Origin of the sequence: Archangium sp. (assembly GCF_045802675.1) — a bacterium.
Taxonomy (GTDB): Bacteria; Myxococcota; Myxococcia; order Myxococcales; family Myxococcaceae; genus Archangium.
Map to the genome: position 1 here is coordinate 1 of NZ_JBJMQO010000008.1, position 17,836 is coordinate 17,836.

General features: G+C 69.4%; 14 protein-coding genes and 1 pseudogene. 7 read left to right on the forward strand and 8 right to left on the reverse strand.

Going from position 1 to position 17,836, the window contains the following annotated elements:
* From ACJ8AN_RS01700 to ACJ8AN_RS01715, 4 genes and pseudogenes are all read left to right on the forward strand, one after another.
* Positions 1 to 504, forward strand: a pseudogene (locus tag ACJ8AN_RS01700) (penicillin-binding protein 1C); the annotation flags it as partial.
* Positions 505 to 630: 126 nt separating this feature from the next.
* Positions 631 to 864: a hypothetical protein gene (locus ACJ8AN_RS01705; RefSeq protein ID WP_407753423.1), complete on the forward strand. Its 234-nt coding sequence runs from the start codon at positions 631 to 633 to the stop codon at positions 862 to 864.
* A 20-nt stretch (positions 865 to 884) separates the two neighbouring features.
* Entirely contained in the window at positions 885 to 1,418 is a 534-nt protein-coding gene (locus ACJ8AN_RS01710; protein WP_407753424.1) for a DUF2243 domain-containing protein, read from the forward strand.
* A gap of 232 nt (positions 1,419 to 1,650) precedes the next feature.
* A complete protein-coding gene (locus tag ACJ8AN_RS01715; RefSeq protein WP_407753425.1) occupies positions 1,651 to 1,857 on the forward strand; it encodes a hypothetical protein in 207 nt (68 codons plus the stop codon).
* Positions 1,858 to 1,939: 82 nt separating this feature from the next.
* Here ACJ8AN_RS01715 and ACJ8AN_RS01720 read toward each other — a convergent pair whose 3' ends face one another.
* Together ACJ8AN_RS01720 and ACJ8AN_RS01725 are read right to left on the reverse strand one after the other, a co-directional pair.
* Entirely contained in the window at positions 1,940 to 3,739 is a 1,800-nt protein-coding gene (locus ACJ8AN_RS01720; RefSeq protein ID WP_407753426.1) for a CotH kinase family protein, read from the reverse strand.
* 139 nt (positions 3,740 to 3,878) lie between these two features.
* Positions 3,879 to 5,138, reverse strand: coding sequence for a phospholipase D-like domain-containing protein (locus tag ACJ8AN_RS01725; protein ID WP_407753427.1), 1,260 nt, complete (start codon positions 5,136 to 5,138; stop codon positions 3,879 to 3,881).
* 185 nt (positions 5,139 to 5,323) lie between these two features.
* Here ACJ8AN_RS01725 and ACJ8AN_RS01730 point away from each other — a divergent pair, with 185 nt between their 5' ends.
* The gene (locus tag ACJ8AN_RS01730; RefSeq protein ID WP_407753428.1) at positions 5,324 to 5,776 is read left to right on the forward strand and encodes a hypothetical protein; all 453 of its coding nucleotides are present in this window, start codon (positions 5,324 to 5,326) and stop codon (positions 5,774 to 5,776) included.
* Between the two features lie 63 nt (positions 5,777 to 5,839).
* Here the strand turns inward: ACJ8AN_RS01730 and ACJ8AN_RS01735 are convergent, their stop codons facing one another.
* Complete coding sequence (locus tag ACJ8AN_RS01735) at positions 5,840 to 9,355, reverse strand: tolB protein precursor protein (protein WP_407753429.1); 3,516 nt, start codon at positions 9,353 to 9,355, stop codon at positions 5,840 to 5,842.
* Between the two features lie 180 nt (positions 9,356 to 9,535).
* On the opposite strand from ACJ8AN_RS01735, the gene ACJ8AN_RS01740 reads away from it, so the two are divergent.
* Together ACJ8AN_RS01740 and ACJ8AN_RS01745 are read left to right on the forward strand one after the other, a co-directional pair.
* On the forward strand, positions 9,536 to 10,975 hold the full coding sequence (locus ACJ8AN_RS01740) for an LVIVD repeat-containing protein (protein WP_407753430.1): 1,440 nt from the start codon (positions 9,536 to 9,538) through the stop codon (positions 10,973 to 10,975).
* Positions 10,976 to 10,984: 9 nt separating this feature from the next.
* On the forward strand, positions 10,985 to 12,082 hold the full coding sequence (locus ACJ8AN_RS01745) for an EAL domain-containing protein (protein WP_407753431.1): 1,098 nt from the start codon (positions 10,985 to 10,987) through the stop codon (positions 12,080 to 12,082).
* Here ACJ8AN_RS01745 and ACJ8AN_RS01750 read toward each other — a convergent pair.
* The 5 genes from ACJ8AN_RS01750 to ACJ8AN_RS01770 form a co-directional block, all read right to left on the reverse strand.
* The gene (locus ACJ8AN_RS01750; RefSeq protein WP_407753432.1) at positions 12,076 to 12,660 is read right to left on the reverse strand and encodes a hypothetical protein; all 585 of its coding nucleotides are present in this window, start codon (positions 12,658 to 12,660) and stop codon (positions 12,076 to 12,078) included. The genes ACJ8AN_RS01745 and ACJ8AN_RS01750 overlap by 7 nt on opposite strands.
* A gap of 110 nt (positions 12,661 to 12,770) precedes the next feature.
* The gene (locus ACJ8AN_RS01755) at positions 12,771 to 14,096 is read right to left on the reverse strand and encodes a flavin monoamine oxidase family protein (protein WP_407753433.1); all 1,326 of its coding nucleotides are present in this window, start codon (positions 14,094 to 14,096) and stop codon (positions 12,771 to 12,773) included.
* 66 nt (positions 14,097 to 14,162) lie between these two features.
* Positions 14,163 to 15,743, reverse strand: coding sequence for a hypothetical protein (locus ACJ8AN_RS01760; protein WP_407753434.1), 1,581 nt, complete (start codon positions 15,741 to 15,743; stop codon positions 14,163 to 14,165).
* Positions 15,740 to 16,525: an outer membrane lipoprotein-sorting protein gene (locus ACJ8AN_RS01765; RefSeq protein ID WP_407753435.1), complete on the reverse strand. Its 786-nt coding sequence runs from the start codon at positions 16,523 to 16,525 to the stop codon at positions 15,740 to 15,742. The genes ACJ8AN_RS01760 and ACJ8AN_RS01765 overlap by 4 nt, the downstream gene beginning before the upstream one ends.
* Before the next feature lie 5 nt (positions 16,526 to 16,530).
* On the reverse strand, positions 16,531 to 17,832 hold the full coding sequence (locus ACJ8AN_RS01770; protein WP_407753436.1) for an ABC transporter permease: 1,302 nt from the start codon (positions 17,830 to 17,832) through the stop codon (positions 16,531 to 16,533).
* Between the last annotated feature and the right edge of the window lie 4 nt (positions 17,833 to 17,836).

Below are 17,836 nucleotides of genomic sequence, written 5' to 3' on the forward strand. Positions count from 1 at the left end.
AGGGTGTTCGCCAAACGCAGCCACGTGCCCACCGAGACGTGTCCCTACCACCAGCGGGTGGAGGTGGACGTGAAGACGGGCCTGGCGGTGAGTCCCTCGTGCCGGGCCGGGAGGCAGACGGAGTCGCGCGTATACCTCTCCTGGCCCGCGAGCATCCGGCGCTGGTTGGCCGAGCAGCACCGTCTGTTGCCGCAGCCTCCCGCCCCCGCGCCCGGCTGCGAGCCCGGGGGCGTGCAGCGGGCGCCGGAGATCATCTCGCCCGGCCAGGGGCAGGTGGCGCTCCTCATTCCGGGTGTGTCCGCGGATCAGCAGGAAGTGCCGTTGGAGGCCGAGGCCGAGGGAGACCGGGAGCTGACGTGGTTCGTGGATGGGACCTTCCTGGCCTCGGCGCGAGCGGACGAGCGGGTGTGGTGGGCGCCCTCGGTGGGCACCCACGAGATTCTCGTCTCGGACGACCGGGGACTCAGCGCGCGCAGGACGCTGGCGGTCCGCGAGCGGCGCTGAGTCTCGGGCGCGGGGGAAGTCCCTGGCGTTCCGACCCTCGGCCGGTTGCCTGCGCGCCCGCGTCTCCTGTTGCTCGTCTTTTTCGTGCTTACCCTCGCAGCGGAGCATCGACCGGAGGTCCGTCCGATGAGACACAGCCGGCTTCGTCCCCTCGCGGCGCTGGCGGGCTCGCTGGTGACGACGGCCGCGCTCGCCTGTCCGGACTGCCCCACCGCCCGGGTGGTGAAGGCCTCGGTCGTGGGGAGCGACTTCTGGAACCACCTGGTCATGGTGACCGTGCCGTTCCTGCTCATCGGCTCGCTCAGCGCGCTGCTGTACCGCGTGGGGCTGCCGCGCGATGAGCCCGAGGCCGGACCATGACCCTCTCAGCGAGGAAGAGCATGGCGGGGACCGTGCGGCATCACGGGGCCATCATCTCGGCGGGCGTGCTGCTCGGCACGGGCCTGGGCGGCTTCGTCGACGGCATCCTGCTGCACCAGTTGCTCCAGTGGCACAACATGCTCTCGTCGCGGCTGCCGCCCACGGACCTGGTCTCGGCGAAGATCAACATGTTCTGGGACGGCCTCTTCCACGCGTTCACGTGGTGGGTGACGGTGATCGGCCTCGCCCTGCTGTGGCGGGCCGGGAAGCGTCCCGAGGTTCCCTGGTCGACGCGCACCTTCGTGGGCTCGCTCGTGCTCGGCTGGGGTGCCTTCAACGTGGTGGAAGGGCTCATCGATCATCAGCTGCTTGGCATCCACCACGTCCACCCGGGAGCGGGGCAGCTCGCCTGGGACCTGGGCTTCCTCCTCTTCGGCGCGCTCCAGGTGGTGGGTGGATGGGCGTTGGTCCGGTCGGGCCGAAAGGACACCCGGCCTCGAGGCGCGGGAGTTCCCACGGTCCCTCGCGACCGGATGGCCACGAGGCGGGTGTAATCGCGGCGGTGAGGGCCCCTTCTCGCAGGAGGCCCTCACGCGCGGGCGCTGTCGAGGCCGTTGGAGACGGAGTGCGGTCATGACTCCGCATGACGCCAGAGCCCCGTTACCGGGTGAGCGGGCATCCAGGCGGGCCGGACCGGAGTCCCGGTGGCGGCCTCACAACGCCATGACCACGCGCTCCGTCCCAGGCAAGGAGGCCGAGACCTCCTTTCCACCCAAGGAGAGCGTGATGAGCAGGACCGGCAAGAAGAAGAGCTTCGTCGACTACGAGTTGCCCACGAAGGACTTGGAGAAGGTCCGCGGCGGCCGCGCGCCAATCACCACGATGGCGGTGGGCGAGGAGGGCGGCCCCCCCGTCACCACGATGGCGGTGGGCGAGGAGACCGGCACCTTCACCACCCTGGCGGTGGGAGAGGAGACCGGCTGCGCGAAGTAGTCAGCCTCGCGAGACTTCACGCTACACCCCGGCTCACGCCAGCGGACGGGCACCCCCCAGTCCCCCGCTGGCGTGGGCTTCTTCAGCGCACCTGCCAGGTTCCGTCTCCAGCGCGCTCGTAGTGCTTCCCGGCGGGCAGCTTCCCGTAGAAGAGGACGTCCTTCATCCCCACTACGGACTTGCCATCGAAGACGCCGAGCTCCCCATCCGGCGTGAAGGTGAGCCCCAGCTCGGAGGCGGTGAAGCGCACGCGCTCGCCTGGCGCCAGCGAGTGCTCCGAGAGCACGGCACCCTGGGGCGGGCCATACGTCGGCGTCTCCGAGGGAGGATCCGCCGGAAGCTCCGGCCGCAGCAGCGCGGGGATGCTCCGCCGCAGGTTCGTGGTCAGCACCATCCCGCCGAGGGCCACGGGCGAGCTCCCGCGGTTGCGCAGCTCCACCCAGCCCGCGCGGGCGTCCAACGCCTCCACCACCAGGCCCGGCCTGCTCGCGCGGTAGCGCTCCAGTTCCTTCAGCACGAACGCGCGCCGCAAGCGGAGGAAGTTCTGCATCCACGCCCGGCCCGCCTGGAACTTCGCGTAGTCCATGTACGGATCGGCCGCCATGTGCGGAGCGAGGAGCGCGTGCAGCTTGTCCATGTACGCGCCCAGCACCTCCGGGGTGAAGAGCTCGCTCATCGCCTTGTCGAGCCGGGCCACCAGCCGGGCGCGCAGCTCCGGATTCATCACCACGCGGGTGCCCAGGTTGGAGAACACGGGCAGGTAGTCCGGGTGGATGCTCTTCCGGCCCTCGTACCGGGCGGCCACCACTCCGTCCGTCAGCGTGAAGGGGAAGAGCGGGTGCTTGTAGATGGGCTCCTGATCCTCGACGAGCGGAATCTCGTACCACCAGCGAGCGTCCACGTTGTTGAGGTCCCACGCCACGTACACCCAGCGGCCCTTCACCTTGTCGTGGATGAAGTAGCTCTCCGAGTCCTCCACGTAGTTGTTGGCCATGAGCGCGTCCATCACCATGGAGCGCAGGTACACCTCCAGCTCCAGGTTCTGGGCGAGCGCGCCGGCCAGCTCCGGCTCGGGCGTGCGGTTGATGACGTACAGCACGTCATCGAGCGCCTCATTGGACTCCTGCTCGTTCGTCTTCTTCACCCAGTCGCCCTGGTAGGGCACCTTCCAGGAGCGCAGCTTGAGCTCGGTGTCCTTCCAGCCGGCGCGGTAGATGGTGGCGTCCGGGTCCGCGAAGTCGTGCGCGCGCAGGAAGGACTTGTTGACCTGCTCGATGTCCAGGAAGACGCCCTCGTACCTACCGTTGAGCTTCAGCCGCACGTACTTCGTGCGCGGAGCCGGCACGCGCAGGGCCGCCAGCAAGTCGTAGGAGACCTTCTCCGCCAGCATCGACGCGTCCGAGTACTCGGCCACGAGGTTGAGCGAGGTGCGCCCCTCGAATTTGTCATCGCCCTCGAAGCTCACGTTCCAGCTCTTCTTGGGGAAGTCCCGGGCCGAGGCCCCGCGCAGGCGCACCTTCACCGGATGGCTCACGCCCTCGCAGCGGAAGACGGCGTCCTGCTCCGGCGTGTTCTTGTCCGCGAGGAACTTCTCCAGCACCCCCGGTGGCAGGATGAGCTCGTAGTCCTGGAGGGACTGCTGCACCTGGGGCAGCACGAAGGGCCGCTGCTCCTCGGGCTCCGGCGGTGGATCCGGCGGCCGGGGCTTGGGTAGCCCGTTGTCCGGGGGCTGCTCCGTCGCGGGAGCGCGCTCGGGCGGAATGAGGGGATCGTTCGTACCGGGTGCCTGCCCGTCTGGGTTCGCGGGCGGAGCCGTGCCCCCGGGCCCACAGGCGAGCAACAAGGCAACGGTCACGGTGCAGAGCAGTCGCGCGAAGGTCATCGCGCTTCGTCTGAGCAAGCCGGAGGCCGCTTCCCAGGGGCCTTTCTGTCCGCCAGGCAATGCTCCGGGCCCCTCCGAGGGAAAGAAGCGTCTCCTGGGAGGCACGGCGGTTGTCCGGGCTGGGCTCCGGGCTTCCCTTTCAGGGGCACCCGGTCGTCGAGGGCGGAAGCTGATAGGTGAAGCGTTGGAAGAGTCCGCGCTGGCGCCACTCGTCGCGGCGGATCTCCACCGCGTGCGTCAAATCCCGCTCGAAGGAGGTGGCGAGCTCCTGGGCGAGCGGCGCGTCCTCGACGACGAGCGCCCCTTCCTCGAGCATGGCGCTCGAGTTGGCCTCCAGGTTGTTGGAGCCCACGGCCGTCAGCTGGTCGTCCACCACGAGCGTGCGGGCGTGCAGGGGCGCGTTCCGGTACTCCCAGACACGCACGCCATTCTCCAGCAGGCGCTCATAGGAGGCGCGCTGGGCGGCGAGCACCCCAGGCATGTCCGCGGGCGGCAGGCCGGGCACCAGGATGCGCACGTCCACGCCCTCCTGGGCCTTGCGGATGAGTGTGTCCACGGTGGAGGCGGTGGGGACGAAGCACGCGTTGGTGAGCCACAGGCGGCTGCGCGCGGCGGCCATCAGCACCTGCACCATGCGCTCGGAGTAGCTGAGCGAGGGCGAGCCCGTGCTCAGGACGAAGCCCGCGCGCGCCTCTCCCTGGGACTCGAGCACGGGGAAGGCCGATTCCGGCAGCAACCCTCCGCCCGCCTCCAGCCAGTCCCTCGCGAAGGCCTGCTGCAGCTGGCGCACCGCGGGCCCCTCCACCTGGACATAGGTGTCGCGCCAGGCCTTCGTGGGCGTCGGTCCGCTTCCCCAGGACGGTCCCACCCCCGAGCCTCCGGTGAGGCCGCTGCGGCCATCCCGGATGACGAGCTGGCGGTGGTTGCGCGCCTCCAGCCGCTCGTCGGCGAACACCACCGTCTCCCCGACGAAGGGGCGGAAGTCGCGCACGTCGCAGTTGAGCCCGACGAGCCGCGGCCGCACCGTGTCCTCGAAGTCCGGGCTGTGCAGCGGGTCCACCAGCACGCGGCACACCACCCCCGGTTGACGCCCGGCGAGCGCGTGGAGGAGGCGCTCCGAGGCCTCGCCCGGCTGCCAGCTCGAGACGAGCAGGTGCAGGGACTCGCGGGCCTGGAGGATCTCCGCCTCGAGCGTCTCCAGAATCCGCTCGTCCTGGACGAGGCGCACCGTATGGCCGGGCCGCAGTCCCACGCCCACGGATTGGTAGAGGGCCAGGGACAGCCGGGGCCCCGAGCCGGGCGGATCATCGTAGACGCGCAGCTGCTGCGGGTAGTCGCGGTGGATGCAGGCCGTACCGGACAGCAGGCAGGCGAGCAGGAGGCGCGGAACACGATTCACCCCGCGCAAGCTAGGCATTCGCCCGGGTACCGAGCAGGGGAGGGCCGGGGGCGGGCGAGCGGCCTGCCCCGCCTGCCTGCCTCTCCTGACCCCGGTGGGGGCCCGTCCCTACCTTCCGGCAGATGGCCCGCCGCGGTGGGTGCCAGAGTGAGTGGAGGAGAGGCGCGATGGAGTCCTGGAACCGGATGTCGACCGATTCGGTGCGCACGCATACGCCCGAGGAGAGGAACCGGAAGATCGATGTGCGGGTGGAGCACTGCGTCCAGCACATGGCGGAGCAGATGGATCGCCCGGCCATCGGCCGCTACCTGGAGAAGCTGGAGCGCGAGTGGGACCTGAACCGCGTGGTGACGGTGGCGGCCTCGGCGGTGTCGGTGCTCGGGCTGGTGCTGGCGGCGAAGGACGGTAGGGGCTGGAAGGTGGTGAGCGGCGTGGCGGCGGGACTGCTGCTGCAGCACGGCGTCTTCGGCTTCGGCCCGCTGGCGGAGCTGGTGCGGCTGCTGGGCGTGCGCACGCGCAGGGAGATGGACCTGGAGAAGTTCGCCCTCAAGGCGTTGCGAGGCGACTTCGAGCGCATTCCGCACGAAGGCGGCCCCCTGGCGCGAGCCAACGCCGCGCTGGTGGCCGCCCAGTCCTGAAGGACTCCCAAGACAGCTCCGAGGAGGGGCGGGCCCGGGTGAGCCCGCCCTCCACCGGGAGACTCAGTCGCCTCCCACGCGCATGTTCATCCCGCCGAGCGTCACGGGAGGACCGATGGGGTCCTTCTTGTGGGCCGCGGAGCCCTTCTGTTTGAAGAGGTAGCCCTCGAGTCCCGCGAGGCCGAGGGAGAACTGCGTCACCCACCTGTCGGCGGGCCGGCCCGCGGGGGCGTGGATGTCGAACGGGTAGGCGAAGTGCAGGCGCATGAGGATGGGGCCGAGGCCGACGTTGACGCCCACGGCCGCATCCAGCACGCGGCGGTTCCACAAGTCCCTCGCCGAGCCACCCACGCCACCCGCGTCGAAGCCCGCCACGCCCATGAGCGTGTTGAGGAAGGCCACGCGGATGAGTGCATCCAGCGGCACGCGCAGCTCCACCGTCGAATACAGGTAGTGCTGGCCGAGCAGCCACCGCTCGGTGCCGAAGGGCACGCCGCGCAGGGTGTCGAAGCTGGAGAGGAAGAAGGAGCGGGTGAAGCGTCCGCCGAAGGAGGTGCCCGCGCCGCCGCGCAGCATGATGTGCGTGCTGCCCAGCGGAATGGGGAAGTAGCGTTCGGCGTCCAGGCGCACGTTGCCGAAGATCTCCGAGTTGAAGGGCTGCACGCCGGTGGTGACCTCGCCCAGGAACGAGCTGCCGGAGGTGGGCACTCCCGTGTAGTGGTAGCGCAGGGTGTTGTAGCCCCACGCCAGCGAGCCCTCCGTCTGGAAGCGCAGGCCGGGCCGCTCCCTCTGCCACAGGCTGTAGAGGTCCCCGACGCCGTTCACCTCGGGCAGGTTGAGGAAGAAGGCGGTCGTGGGATCCAGGAAGTACGAGGAGCCACCGACGCTGAGGTTGGCCTCGAGGAAGGTGAAGGTGCTCAGCGGGTAGCGGGCCAGGCCGGTGGCGCCGAAGAAGCGCTCGCCGGCGACGAGCGCGTAGTAGGGCAGGGGAGTGCCGGCGGCGGCCTTCTGCAAGGTGTTGTCGATGCGGTAGCGCAGGGATTGGAAGAGACCGCCGCCCCACATCGTGCGCTGGGACTGGTTGATGTAGAGCAGGTAGCCGTCCGTCAGATCGAACGAGCCGTACACCGCCACCTGCAACATCAAGGCGTGGTTGCGCAGCCGGTCCGTGGCCGAGGCGAACATCTGGCCGTAGAAGCCACCGCCGCCCGCGCCGGCGAAGCCGAGGATGGGCCCCAGGTCGATGTTCTCCCGGGCGAAGGGCTTGTAGGTCTGGGCCTCCTCCAGCGAGCGCTGGGGCAGGGGGCTCGGCGCTCCCAGGTCGGCCGGCGTGGCCGCGGGTACCTCGAAGCTCATCAACTGCTGCGAGCGCAGCAGGGCCGGCTTGCGCTCACCGGACAGGTGGTAGAGCGTCCACAGGTTGCCATCCGGAGCGGGGCACGGCTCGAAGAGGCCGGTGGCCACGTCCGTGCGGCGCACGATGCTGCCCCCGCCGGTGTACTCGTGCAGGTCCGAGCGGCTCTTCTCGTAGGCCACGAAGAAGAGGCGGCCGTCCGGCAGCACCGTGGGGTCCGAGTGGTCGCGCGCCTCGTTGGTGAGGCGCTCCACCTTGTCGGGCGCCTCCGGCTTCACCCGGAAGAGGTTGTAGTAGCCGTGGGCGGTGGCATCCGAGGTGTAGACGATGCCCGCCGGGCCCCAGGCCAGGCTGCGCTCGGCGTACACGTCATGGGTGAGCTGCTGCGGCTCCACATTGAGGCCCTGGCCGATCGGCAGCACGTACAGGTCGCGCGTGCCGCTCTCGCTCAGGCCGATGAAGGCCAGCTGCTTGCCATCCGGCGAGAAGGCCGGCGAGTACGCGGCGATCAGCCCGTGCTCGGAGAGCCTGTAGGCCACGCGCTCCCCCAGCTCGAAGCGCACCTTGTACGGCGGATCCTTGCGCAACCCGGAGGGGTTGGTGATGTAGGGGCTGCGGCCCATGGACGGCAGCGACCCGCCCAGCGTCATGGCGTCCGCGGTGTGCTTGTAGGCCTGCACGTAGATGGTGTCGCGCGCGAGCGACTCGGCCACGAAGGCGATCCGGTCATCCGTGAGCGTGAAGTTGCGGCCGAAGATGGGGTGCAGCGACTCGTAGCCGGGCACGCCGTCGCCCTGCACGCGCACGCTGTCGTTGGGCGCGCGCGGGTCCACCATGATGAGCTGGCTCTGGCCCGTCTCCGGGATGATGCTCCGGTACATGATGACGTGGCCGTCCGGCGTGCTGTTGAGCGCGGTGACGATGCCCTTGCGCTCGCGCAGCATGTCCATGTTGGGCGTGTTCTGCTCGGCCTTGAGGTAGGTGCGGTAGGCGCGCTGCTTCAGCCAGTTCTCGAACTTCGAGGCGACCTTCTGCGGGTCATCCCCGGTGAGCATCTCGACCAGGCCCTCGAACTGGAGGTTGGGCGTCGCGGCCGTCCCGGAGACGAGCTTGGGCGAGTTATCCAGCACCTTCTGGATGAAGCCCGCGCCGTACGTCTCCTCGAGGAACTCGCAGCGCGCCTGGCCCACCTTGTAGATCCACAGGAAGCCGTAGGGCCCGGGCGACCAGAAGTCGAGGAAGGCGTAGCCGCGCGCCAGGTCCGGATTGATGAGGAGGTCTCTCACCATCATCTCGCCTTCGGGGTCCAGACCGCCCTTGGCGTAGAACTCGGCCAGACCCTCGATGAACCACAGCGGCATGCCGTTGAGCGGATCCCCCGACACCTTGGCCTGCTCGGCGAGGAAGCGGACCTTCTGGATGGTGAACTGGTGCGTCATTTCGTGGGAGCTGATCTCCCCGAAGAGCCGGTGGTCCCCCAGGTAGGGCAGCGTCAGCTCCAGGTGGCCCTGGGTGCTGGTGACGCCCAGCGTGCCCTCGGACACCGAGGTGACGTTGGTCTGCAGGAACTCCTGGTAGCTGCTGTAGAGGATGTACGGGAACGTCTGGGTGGGGACGAACTTGAACTTGTCCACCAGGTACCGGTACGTGTCCTCGAGCTGGGGCGCGGCGTACTGGGCCACGTTCCGCTCGCTCTCGTAGAAGTAGAAGCGGACGCCACCGCTCTTCACGCCCAGGGACTGGGCGTAGGCGGCGCCCCCGTCCGGGGTGCCTCCATCCGTCGGAAGGGCGAGGGGCACGTAGAGGGAGTCACCCCCCGCGACGGAGTCATCCGGCGTGCCCCCATCCCGCTTGTTCTTCTCCACGGGCGTGGGGATGCCGGGCTCGATGTTCTCCATCGGGCTGCCGCCAGTGCCCTGGTCTCGCTCCTTGCCTTGCGCGGGAATCTGCTTGGCGTCGGCCGTGGGGACGCCCGAGATCATCTGGGGCCCGTTGGGCGTGGGGCCACCCGGAGCACCGGGCGGCTGCTGGTGGGCCCGGTGGGCTGGCGGCGGGGCGACCCCCTCGGCCTGGGGGCCGACGAGGATGTCGAGGTGCCGCCACTCGAAATCATAGGTGTGCACCGGCGACCGGTAGGCGCGGCGCGGAATCACATAGACCTGGGCCAGCGCCGCCTCGGGGAGGACGAAGGCGAGCAGCGTGGTGATGAGTAGACGTCGATTCACAGGGACGACCTCCCGGGTGGGGAGACGAGGGACTGAGCGAACCTAGGCAGGCCGCCTCATATTAACGAGGGGGCAGCCAAGCGCTTCATGTTGATTGCTCAGCGGTGCACGTCCCAGGCACTCGGGGTGTTGGGTGAACCAATGCTTTCGTCCCGCTCCAGCCCTGGGTATGCATGGCGCATGAACCGTTTACTGGTAGCCACCACGGGAGCCCTGCTCCTCGTCGTCCCCGGGTGTTCGCCCACGCAGGAAGAGCCGAAGCTCACGTGCGAGTACGAGTCCTTCGACCTGTCCGCTTGTGACCGTTCGGGCTTCGCCTCCGTCAAGGCGGAGGGGGTCTGGCATGCGAACGTCACGCTGTCGGGGCTCCAGTCGCCGGGCGCCATCCGCTTCCTGCCGGATCAGCCGCTGCTGCTCAACACGCCGCTCACGGTGAGCCAGGCCGAGGGCGACACCTTCTATGTGGCCAGCGACTTCACGAGCTCCTCGGTGCCCCTGCGCCTGGCGCTCGCGGGCTGCCAGGCGCCCTCGCCCGAGAAGGTGAGCGGGGAGTTCCGCCGGTGCGCCAGCGGCACGATGGACCTCCAGGGCACCTTTGACGCGGTGCGCGTCAAGCGGGTGGCGGGCGAGGAGGAGAAGTCCGGGGTGGACCTCGTCTCGGAGACGGCCCTGCCTCGCGGGTCGGCCGCAGACGTCTTCGTGGCGGACGGGTATGCCTACGTGACGGCGCTCGCGGACGGCCTCTTCATCTACGACGTGCGCAAGCCGGATGCGCCCGTCAAGGTGGCGGAGGTGGCCCCGACGGGGGACGTCCTGTACCGCTCCTGGGTAAAGGGCCAGACTCTCTACGTGTCGAGTTACAGGTCCGGCGTGCTCATCTACGACGTGAGCATCCCGGCGGCGCCCAAGCGGTTGACCTCCATCCCGAATCCCAGCGTGCAGGGTTGGGGGCTCTGGGTGGACGGCAACCGGCTGTACGTGATGTCCCCGGCCCCCGATGGCGAGGTGCTCATCTATGATCTCTCCACCCCCACGGCGCCCTCCCTGCTGTCGCGCTACTACGTGGAGGAGAGCATCGTGGGCTCGGGGGAGATCCCCGTCGAGGGCGCGGTCGCCAACAACCGGCTCTACCTCGGCCACTGGCGCTACGGGCTGGCGGTGGCGGACGTGACGGATCCGAGCAAGCCGGTGACGGTGGGGCACTTCGGGTACGACAACGCGACCAGCCGCGCGGTGGCGGTGGGGGCGATTGGGGATCGGATGATCGCCTTCGAATCCAGTGAAGGCTGGGGTTCGAGGATTCGGGCCCTGGACGTGACGGACCCGGCCAATATCGCGGAGGTAGGGCGGTTCGAGATGCGGGCCGAGTCCACGGTGGGTGGTTTGACCTTGGTGGGCTCCAAGTTGTACGTGGCTCATACCCAGGACGGCCTGCGCATCCTCGACATGTCCAACCCCAGTACACCCCGGCAGGTTGCCTATTACAATACGTGGCGGGAGTCGGATGCGGGCCGGGGACGGACCTTCATCGACGGTCTCAGTGGGGTGAAGGTACCCGGCGACGGGTTCATCTACGGCACCGAGACGTCGCGTGGGTTGCTCGTCTTCAAAGAGCAGTGAGTGAGGCGCATGAGCCAGACCGTGTCGAAGTCGTGTGAGCGGTGCCAGACCCTTCCGGAGAAGCTGGAGCTGGAGGGGCCCGGCCGGCTCTTCCTCTGGCTCCCGCTGGGCCACAGCTACGGAAAGCTGGTGCGGCTGCTGGGTGACTCCGGGCGTGAGCACCAGGCGCTCCCGGAGTCCCAGTGCGTGGCGGTGCGGCTGGACGGGGCGCACCTGAGCGGGCTGGTGGCGGACGTCATGGGCGCGCTGACGGGCGAGGAGTCCCGGGCCACGCGCGCGCTCTTCGTCGAGGGCGACGGGGAGCCGGGCCTGGGCGACTTCCCCCGGGTGGGCTCGCTGCCGCAGCTCTTCACGATGACGCGGTCCGGGTGGCTGGTGGACATGCTCGCCGAGAAGCGGATCACCAGCCACTACCAGCCCATCGTCCACGCCAGGGACACGCGCCAGGTGTACGCCTACGAGGCGCTGCTGCGCGGCCTGGAGAAGGACGGCTCGCTGGTGTTCCCCGGCAAGATGCTGGGGCTGGCGCGCGACGCGGATCTGCTCTTCCAGTTGGACCTGGCGGCGCGGCTGTCCGCGGTGCGCGAGGCGGCTCGGCTGGGGCTCAAGGCGCCGCTCTTCATCAACTTCACGCCCACGGCCATCTATGATCCGGCCTTCTGCCTGCGCTCCACGGTGGCCGCCATCGCCGAGGTGGGCCTGCCGCCGGAGAACGTGGTGTTCGAGATCATCGAGTCGGACCACACGCCGAACGCCAACCACCTCAAGTCGCTGATCGCCTACTACCGGCAGGCGGGCTTCCGGGTGGCGCTGGACGACCTGGGGGCGGGGTTCTCGTCGCTCAACCTCATCCACCAGCTGCGTCCGGACATCATGAAGCTGGACATGGAGCTGGTGCGCGGCATCCACCAGGACACCTACAAGGCGTCCATCACGGAGAAGCTGCTGGAGCTGGCGCAGAAGCTGGGCATCCTCACGGTGGCCGAGGGCATCGAGACCCCCGAGGAGCTGCGGTGGGTGCGCGAGCACGGGGTGGACTTCGTGCAGGGCTACCTGATCGCGAGGCCGTCGAGCCCGCCGGTGACGGCCACGCCGCACTACTACTGATTGACGAGCGTGGTGCCGGAGCGGTTGAGGCTGAGCTGCCAGGCGAGGTGCAGCTCGAGGCCGGCGTCCTGGAGCTGCAGGCGGGCCTCGTAGCTGTTGCGCTGCGCCACGAGGTCATCGAGGGTGGACAGCCGCGCGAGCGCGCTCTGGATGAGGCGCGTGGTTTCACCGCTGCCGCTCTCGGAGGAGGTGGCGAGGGCGGTGGAGAGCTCGTCCTGCGCGTAGGTGATGGCCGGGCCGATGTCGAAGTCTCCGTACTCGAGCAGCTGGCTGGCGGTGATGAGCCAATCGTAGCCGCGCGTCAGGCTCCCGATGCGCTGCTGCCGCAGCTGCTCCAGGCGTTGGGCGCGGGCATCCTTGAGCGTCTGCTGCTGCTCCAGGGATTGGAGGCGGCCCTGGTTCTCCTGCTGGGCCCGCATCTGCGCCCGCAGGAGCTCCAACTCGGCGCGCGTCTCGTCCCGCTCGGCGTCACGCACGGCGCTCTCGGCCTGCGCCTTCGTGGGCGCGCTGGCCGTGGACGAGGGGGTGGGCGTCTGCCCGAGCATCAGCGACAGGGAAAGTGCGATCCATCCATTCATCCCCGCAAACGTGTCCACCGGACGACGGACCGCCACTCGGGAGCAGCCGGGCCCTCGGGTATCCGTCCGCACAGCGAGCGGCCATTTCCCCGCACGGTCCGCCCAGGGGCTCACCCGGCAGCGCGGACCGCCGCCAGCACCTCGCGAGCCGCGCGAAGGCCCGTGGCCAGCGCGCCGTGGACGGTGCCCTCCTCGCCCTCGAGGTGGGTGGCCTCTCCGGCGAAGAACAGGGTGCCCTGGACGGGCCGGGCCAGGGCCTCCATGGCGTCCACGGCCCCCGAGGGGATGACGGCATAGCCGCCCCGGGTGAAGGGCTCGCGTTGCCAGTCCTGGAGGCGCCAGCTCTCGAGCTGCTCCTGGAGCGTCCGCCGGGAGAGCTTGAAGATGCGCCCGAGTGACGCCATCGCCTGCCGCAGCACCTCGTCCTCGCGCAGGCGGGAGAGCGCCTCGGCCTCGGGCCCACCGGCCCAGCCCACGAGGTAGCGCGAGCGCAGCGGCGAGAGCGTCCACCAGGTGGGGATGGCGAGCCCGGGGCCGTGGAAGTGGCCATAGCGCCGGGTGTCCTCGCGCTCCTCCCAGAAGGGCGCGCGGAAGCGCAGGAGCACCTTCACCAGCGGCCCCATGTCGAGCCGGGCCACGGCGCGCTCCTTCTCCGGAACGCGGGGGAGGAACCGCACCGCGCCGGGCTCGGGAGGCGAGGCCTTCAACACGCCCACCGGCAGCGTCACCACGGCCCGCCGGGCGCGGAAGATACCGAGCGGTGCTCCCTCGCGCGTGCGTGCACGCACCTCGACGCCGCGAGGTGACCAGCGGATCTGCTCGGCGACGGCGTTGAAGAAGAGCGTCCGGGGCCGGCGCATCAACCCGCGTACGAGCGGCTGCAGCACCCGGTCATAGCCCTGCAGCGAGCGCGAGCCCGCGATGCCTCCGAGCGTCACCGCGGCGCGCTCCATGCGGGCGATGGCGAGCGCGCTGGCCGTGTCCACGGTGGCCGCGTAGAAGCCCTCCACGTAGGCGCGGGCGAGGCGGACCTTGCGCTCGGACCAGTGGCCGGTGCGGGCGTGCTCGGCGATGAGCTGGCCCACGGGACGATCCGGGGGCTCGGCGGCGGCGAGGTCCTCCACGAAGTCGAAGGACGCGTCTTCGCCTTCCAGGCGGCCGCGCCAGAGGAGGGCGTGCGTGTCATTGCCCACGCCCACCTTCACCCGGGCGCGCCGGGCGAGCTTCTGGAGCAGGGGCGGCTTGCCGTGGATGAACTCCGCGCCCAGCTCCAGCGGAACCCCGTCGAGCACGTCGCGCACGGTGTCCACCCGTCCGCCGGGCCGGTCCCGTGCCTCGAGCACGACGACGCGGAGCCCCGCGCGGCTCAGCCGATCCGCGGCGGCGAGCCCCGAGGCCCCGGCTCCCAGGACGAGCACGTCGCAAGAGCAGTCCATGCCTCTTCCATGGCCACGCCCGGGACGAGCGGCACGCCCGGGGAGTGCCTCCCGTCCGGAGGGACGTCAGAGGTCGATGCGCAGACCCACGCCCGCTTGGAGGGTGGGCGGGGCGACGACGATGGGGGCAGTCACCTGCTCGCCCATGCGCAGGGCGGGCAGATTCAGGGCGAAGCGGAACTCGCCGCCGCGCTGGCCGTAGTTGGCGGCGATGAAGGCCTCGACGCTGAGGTAGCGCAGGGCCCGGTGCGTCACGTCCAACCGGGTGGTGAAGGAGCGGTCGGAGAGGTTGCCCAGGTTGGACAGGATGAAGTTGGTGTTGTCCCAGGAGCCCGGCCCGGCGAGGAGCGCGTAGACGGCGGCGTAGTGCCGGCCGACGTAGAAGGGCTGATACTGGCCCTGGAAGATGAGGTACGGGTAGGCCAGCGAGGTGGGGTAGCCCGTCGAGTTGTAGAAGTACTCGACGCCCACGGTGGCGGTGTCGTTCTCCGAGTAGGCGAACGTCCAGGTGGCGCCGCCGCTCACCTGCGGGGTGTAGCCATCCGGGTAGTACGCCTCGATGGGGAGCGCGCCGATGTCGGGAGGCCCGCCACCGTCGTTGCCCTGGACCTGGCCGAGCAGGTCGCCGAGGGAGACGTTCTCGGGCAGGCGGTAGAGGGGCGTGTCCGAGCCCTTCTTGAGGGCGAGCTCGCCGTAGATGTCGATGGGGCCGAGGCCGGAGGAGATATCGAGGCCGAAGCGGGGTTTGCGGCCGCGCTGGATCACGGCATCGAGTCCGAGCTCCGTAGAGCCGAGCACCACCTCGGCGCGAGCGGCCCCCCCGACGCGGCCGAGCGTATTGGCCGGGCCGGCGTTGTCGAGCATGCCGATGGCGTAGAAGTTCCAGCCCTTCTCCTCCCAGGGCACGTGCACCTTGAGCATGGTGGCGCCGGTGCGCGCGTCGAAGAGGGCGAGCGGATCCTTGCGCTGGGGGGAGAGGAAGTCGGTGGGGTTCCAGAAGCGCGAGGTGCCCCACTTCACGTGCTGCTTGCCGGCGGTGATGAAGAGCTTGTGCTCCAGGTCGAAGCGCAGCCACGCCTGGTCCAACACCACGCGCGGATCGGCGGAGATGTTGGAGGTGGAGGTCCCCGTGGGGATGAGGCCGGTGGAGCCCGCCTGGCGGGTCGGATCGAAGGTGAGCCGTCCGAGCACGAAGCCGCGCAGCCGGTCGGTGGGGCGGGCATCGAAGTAGCCGTCCACCAGCATGGGGGCGGAGAAGGAGGTGTTGCCGAAGGACACGCCCTCGTTCCCCTGCGTGAAGGCGCGCAGGTAGAAGCGGCCGCCGATCTTCAGCGGATCCTCGACGGCCTCCTCGGTGTCGAAGGCGTTGGTGGCCGCCGGGCCGCCGAGCGCCTGCGCATCCCGGTCCTGGGGCATGGCGGAGGACGTCTCGGGGGCCGAGGTGGCCGCCGCGCCCTGGGTGGCTGGCGTGGACGCGGGGGCGTCACCGAAGAGGGAGCTCTCGTCGGGGCGGGGCGCGTCGGCCGGAGCGGGCTTCGTCTCCGGGGTGTCGCCGCCGAAGAGGTCACCCTCGCTGGGACGCTCCTGGGCGAGCGCGGGCAGGGCGGCGAGGGCCGCGGTGAGGACGAGCGTGGTGCGCGTGCTCATCGGCTTTTGCTCTCGAGCCAGGCCTTGGTGAAGATGTTCTCCTCGAGCGAGCGCAGGTCCACGCTCTTCACGACGATGACGGTGGAGTTGGCCTTCTCCACCTCGTCGTAGAAGCGCATCTCCTGGGGGTACCAGACGTCGGCCTTCTTGGACTCGCTGAAGAGCTTCATCCACTTGGGGAAGTAGGAGGTGCGCATGAGCCGGCCGGAGAGGGCGTACTCCTGGCGCTTGAGGATGTTGGACGTGTCCTTGTCCACCCACAGGTTCACCACGGGGTAGGCCACGTCCACGCCCTGTTTGGCGGTGAGGACGAGCTTCCAGGTGGTGAACTTGCCGAGCTTCTCCTCGCCCTCGAACTTGCCGTCGTACTCCTCGGCCAGGCGCGACTCGTCGAAGTCGGCGCGGCGGCTGTCGGTGCCGGCGATGCGCTCGCGCTCGGTGCGCCGGTCCCACTTGCCGGTGTTGGGGTCGTAGCTCCAGAGGTTCTTGTCCAGCCGCAGGTAGCCCTTGCCGGCCTCGCCCTTGGGCTTGGTCATGAGGATCATCAGCTGATCCTTCACGTCGCGCCGGTAGATGACGGCCTCGCGCACGACGTCCGTTTTGTCCTTCTCCTTCTGCTCGATGTACATCAGCGACTTGTAGTCGCCGCCGTTGCGCTGGCGGTCGTCGAGCGTCTCCAGGAGCTTCTTGAGCTCGGTGGGGTCCTTCAGGTCCGCGCGGGCGGCCGGAGCGGCCAGCAGCAGCGCGGCGAACAGGGCGCCGAAGAGGTTGCGCAGGGTCATGGTCATCACCCGATGTGGTGCATCGCCGTGACGGGCTTCATCCGCGCGGCGAGGAAGGAGGGAATGAGCGAGATGAGGGTGGTGCACAGCGTGATGAACGCCATGGCGCCGATCATCGAGCCGGGCTTCACGATGAGGTGGAGCTTGTCGGAGAGGATGAAGACCTGGACGATCACGGGGACGGAGGGGTCCACGGCGTTGATGAGGAGGCACACGCCCAGGCCCACGGTCGCGCCCACAGCGGTGCCGAGCAGTCCGAGCACGAGCGACTCCAGGAGGAACATCACCAGCACGTAGCCGCGCTGCATGCCGATGGCGCGCAGGGTGCCGATCTCCCGGGTGCGCTCGCGGATGGCGATCCACAGCGTGTTCATGATGCCCACCGCGATGATGATGAGCAGCACGAAGGTGAGGATGCCGGTGAGGGCGTCCAGGGCGGACACGGTCCACTTGACGAAGGAGATCTCGTCCTCCCAGTTGGTGATGTCCAGCTTCTGCCCCGTCCAGGCCTCGCGGTTGACGGTGTTGAACTTCATGAAGAAGGGCTGGGGGTTGTGCTCCAGCACCTGGTAGCCCAGCTCGGGCAGGCGCCGGGTGAGGCGCTCCTGCACGGCGGGGATGGAGGCCATGTCCTTGAGGTAGAGCATGAGGGCGCCGGTGGCGTCCTCGCGCAGCTGGTAGAGGCCGCGCAGGGTGGCGTTGGGCACGTAGACGTTGAAGGAGCTGAGCATGCCCACGTTGGCGGCGATGGCCGCCACGCGCACGTCCACCGTGTTGCTGGTGCCGCGCATGGTGGGCGCCGACAGCGTGACGGTGTCGCCCACCTTCACCTCGAGCTTCTTGGCCTGCTCCTCGAAGATGAGCAGGGTGTTGGGCTGGGCCAGGTCCTCCAGCTTGCCCTCGCGGACCTGAATCACCTTGCGGAAGCCGGTCTCGTTCTCCACGTCGAGGCCGCCCACGCCCACCTGCACGGAGCCCGTCTCGCTGACGAGCTTCACCCAGCCGCGCGCGCGCTGGACGGAGTAGTCCAGCTCGGGCACTTCCTTGCGCAGCTGCTCGAGCAGCTTGGGGTAGGAGGTGACCACGGGAGCGGACTGGCCCGCCGTCACCTTGTAGAAGCCGGCCACGTTGACGTGCCCGGTCATCAGGGTGGTGGCGGACCGGAGCATCGTGTCCTTCATGCCGTTGGACAGGCCCATGAGGACGACGAGCAGGGCCGTGACACCGGCGATGGCACCGCCCAGCAGCAGCGTGCGGCGCTTGTGGGTGCCGAGGTTGCGCACTGCGATGAGGAGGAGCTGTTGCATGGCT

Bases quoted from the DNA above. Each gene is read 5' to 3' on its own strand.
- ACJ8AN_RS01745 (WP_407753431.1), top strand. From the start codon at position 10,985: ATGAGCCAGACCGTGTCGAAGTCGTGTGAGCGGTGCCAGACCCTTCCG.
- ACJ8AN_RS01720 (WP_407753426.1), bottom strand. From the start codon at position 3,739: ATGACCTTCGCGCGACTGCTCTGCACCGTGACCGTTGCCTTGTTGCTC.
- ACJ8AN_RS01740 (WP_407753430.1), top strand. From the start codon at position 9,536: ATGAACCGTTTACTGGTAGCCACCACGGGAGCCCTGCTCCTCGTCGTC.
- ACJ8AN_RS01765 (WP_407753435.1), bottom strand. From the start codon at position 16,525: ATGACCCTGCGCAACCTCTTCGGCGCCCTGTTCGCCGCGCTGCTGCTG.
- ACJ8AN_RS01715 (WP_407753425.1), top strand. From the start codon at position 1,651: ATGAGCAGGACCGGCAAGAAGAAGAGCTTCGTCGACTACGAGTTGCCC.
- ACJ8AN_RS01710 (WP_407753424.1), top strand. From the start codon at position 885: ATGGCGGGGACCGTGCGGCATCACGGGGCCATCATCTCGGCGGGCGTG.
- ACJ8AN_RS01760 (WP_407753434.1), bottom strand. From the start codon at position 15,743: ATGAGCACGCGCACCACGCTCGTCCTCACCGCGGCCCTCGCCGCCCTG.
- ACJ8AN_RS01730 (WP_407753428.1), top strand. From the start codon at position 5,324: ATGTCGACCGATTCGGTGCGCACGCATACGCCCGAGGAGAGGAACCGG.
- ACJ8AN_RS01750 (WP_407753432.1), bottom strand. From the start codon at position 12,660: ATGAATGGATGGATCGCACTTTCCCTGTCGCTGATGCTCGGGCAGACG.
- ACJ8AN_RS01755 (WP_407753433.1), bottom strand. From the start codon at position 14,096: ATGGACTGCTCTTGCGACGTGCTCGTCCTGGGAGCCGGGGCCTCGGGG.
- ACJ8AN_RS01770 (WP_407753436.1), bottom strand. From the start codon at position 17,832: ATGCAACAGCTCCTCCTCATCGCAGTGCGCAACCTCGGCACCCACAAG.
- ACJ8AN_RS01705 (WP_407753423.1), top strand. From the start codon at position 631: ATGAGACACAGCCGGCTTCGTCCCCTCGCGGCGCTGGCGGGCTCGCTG.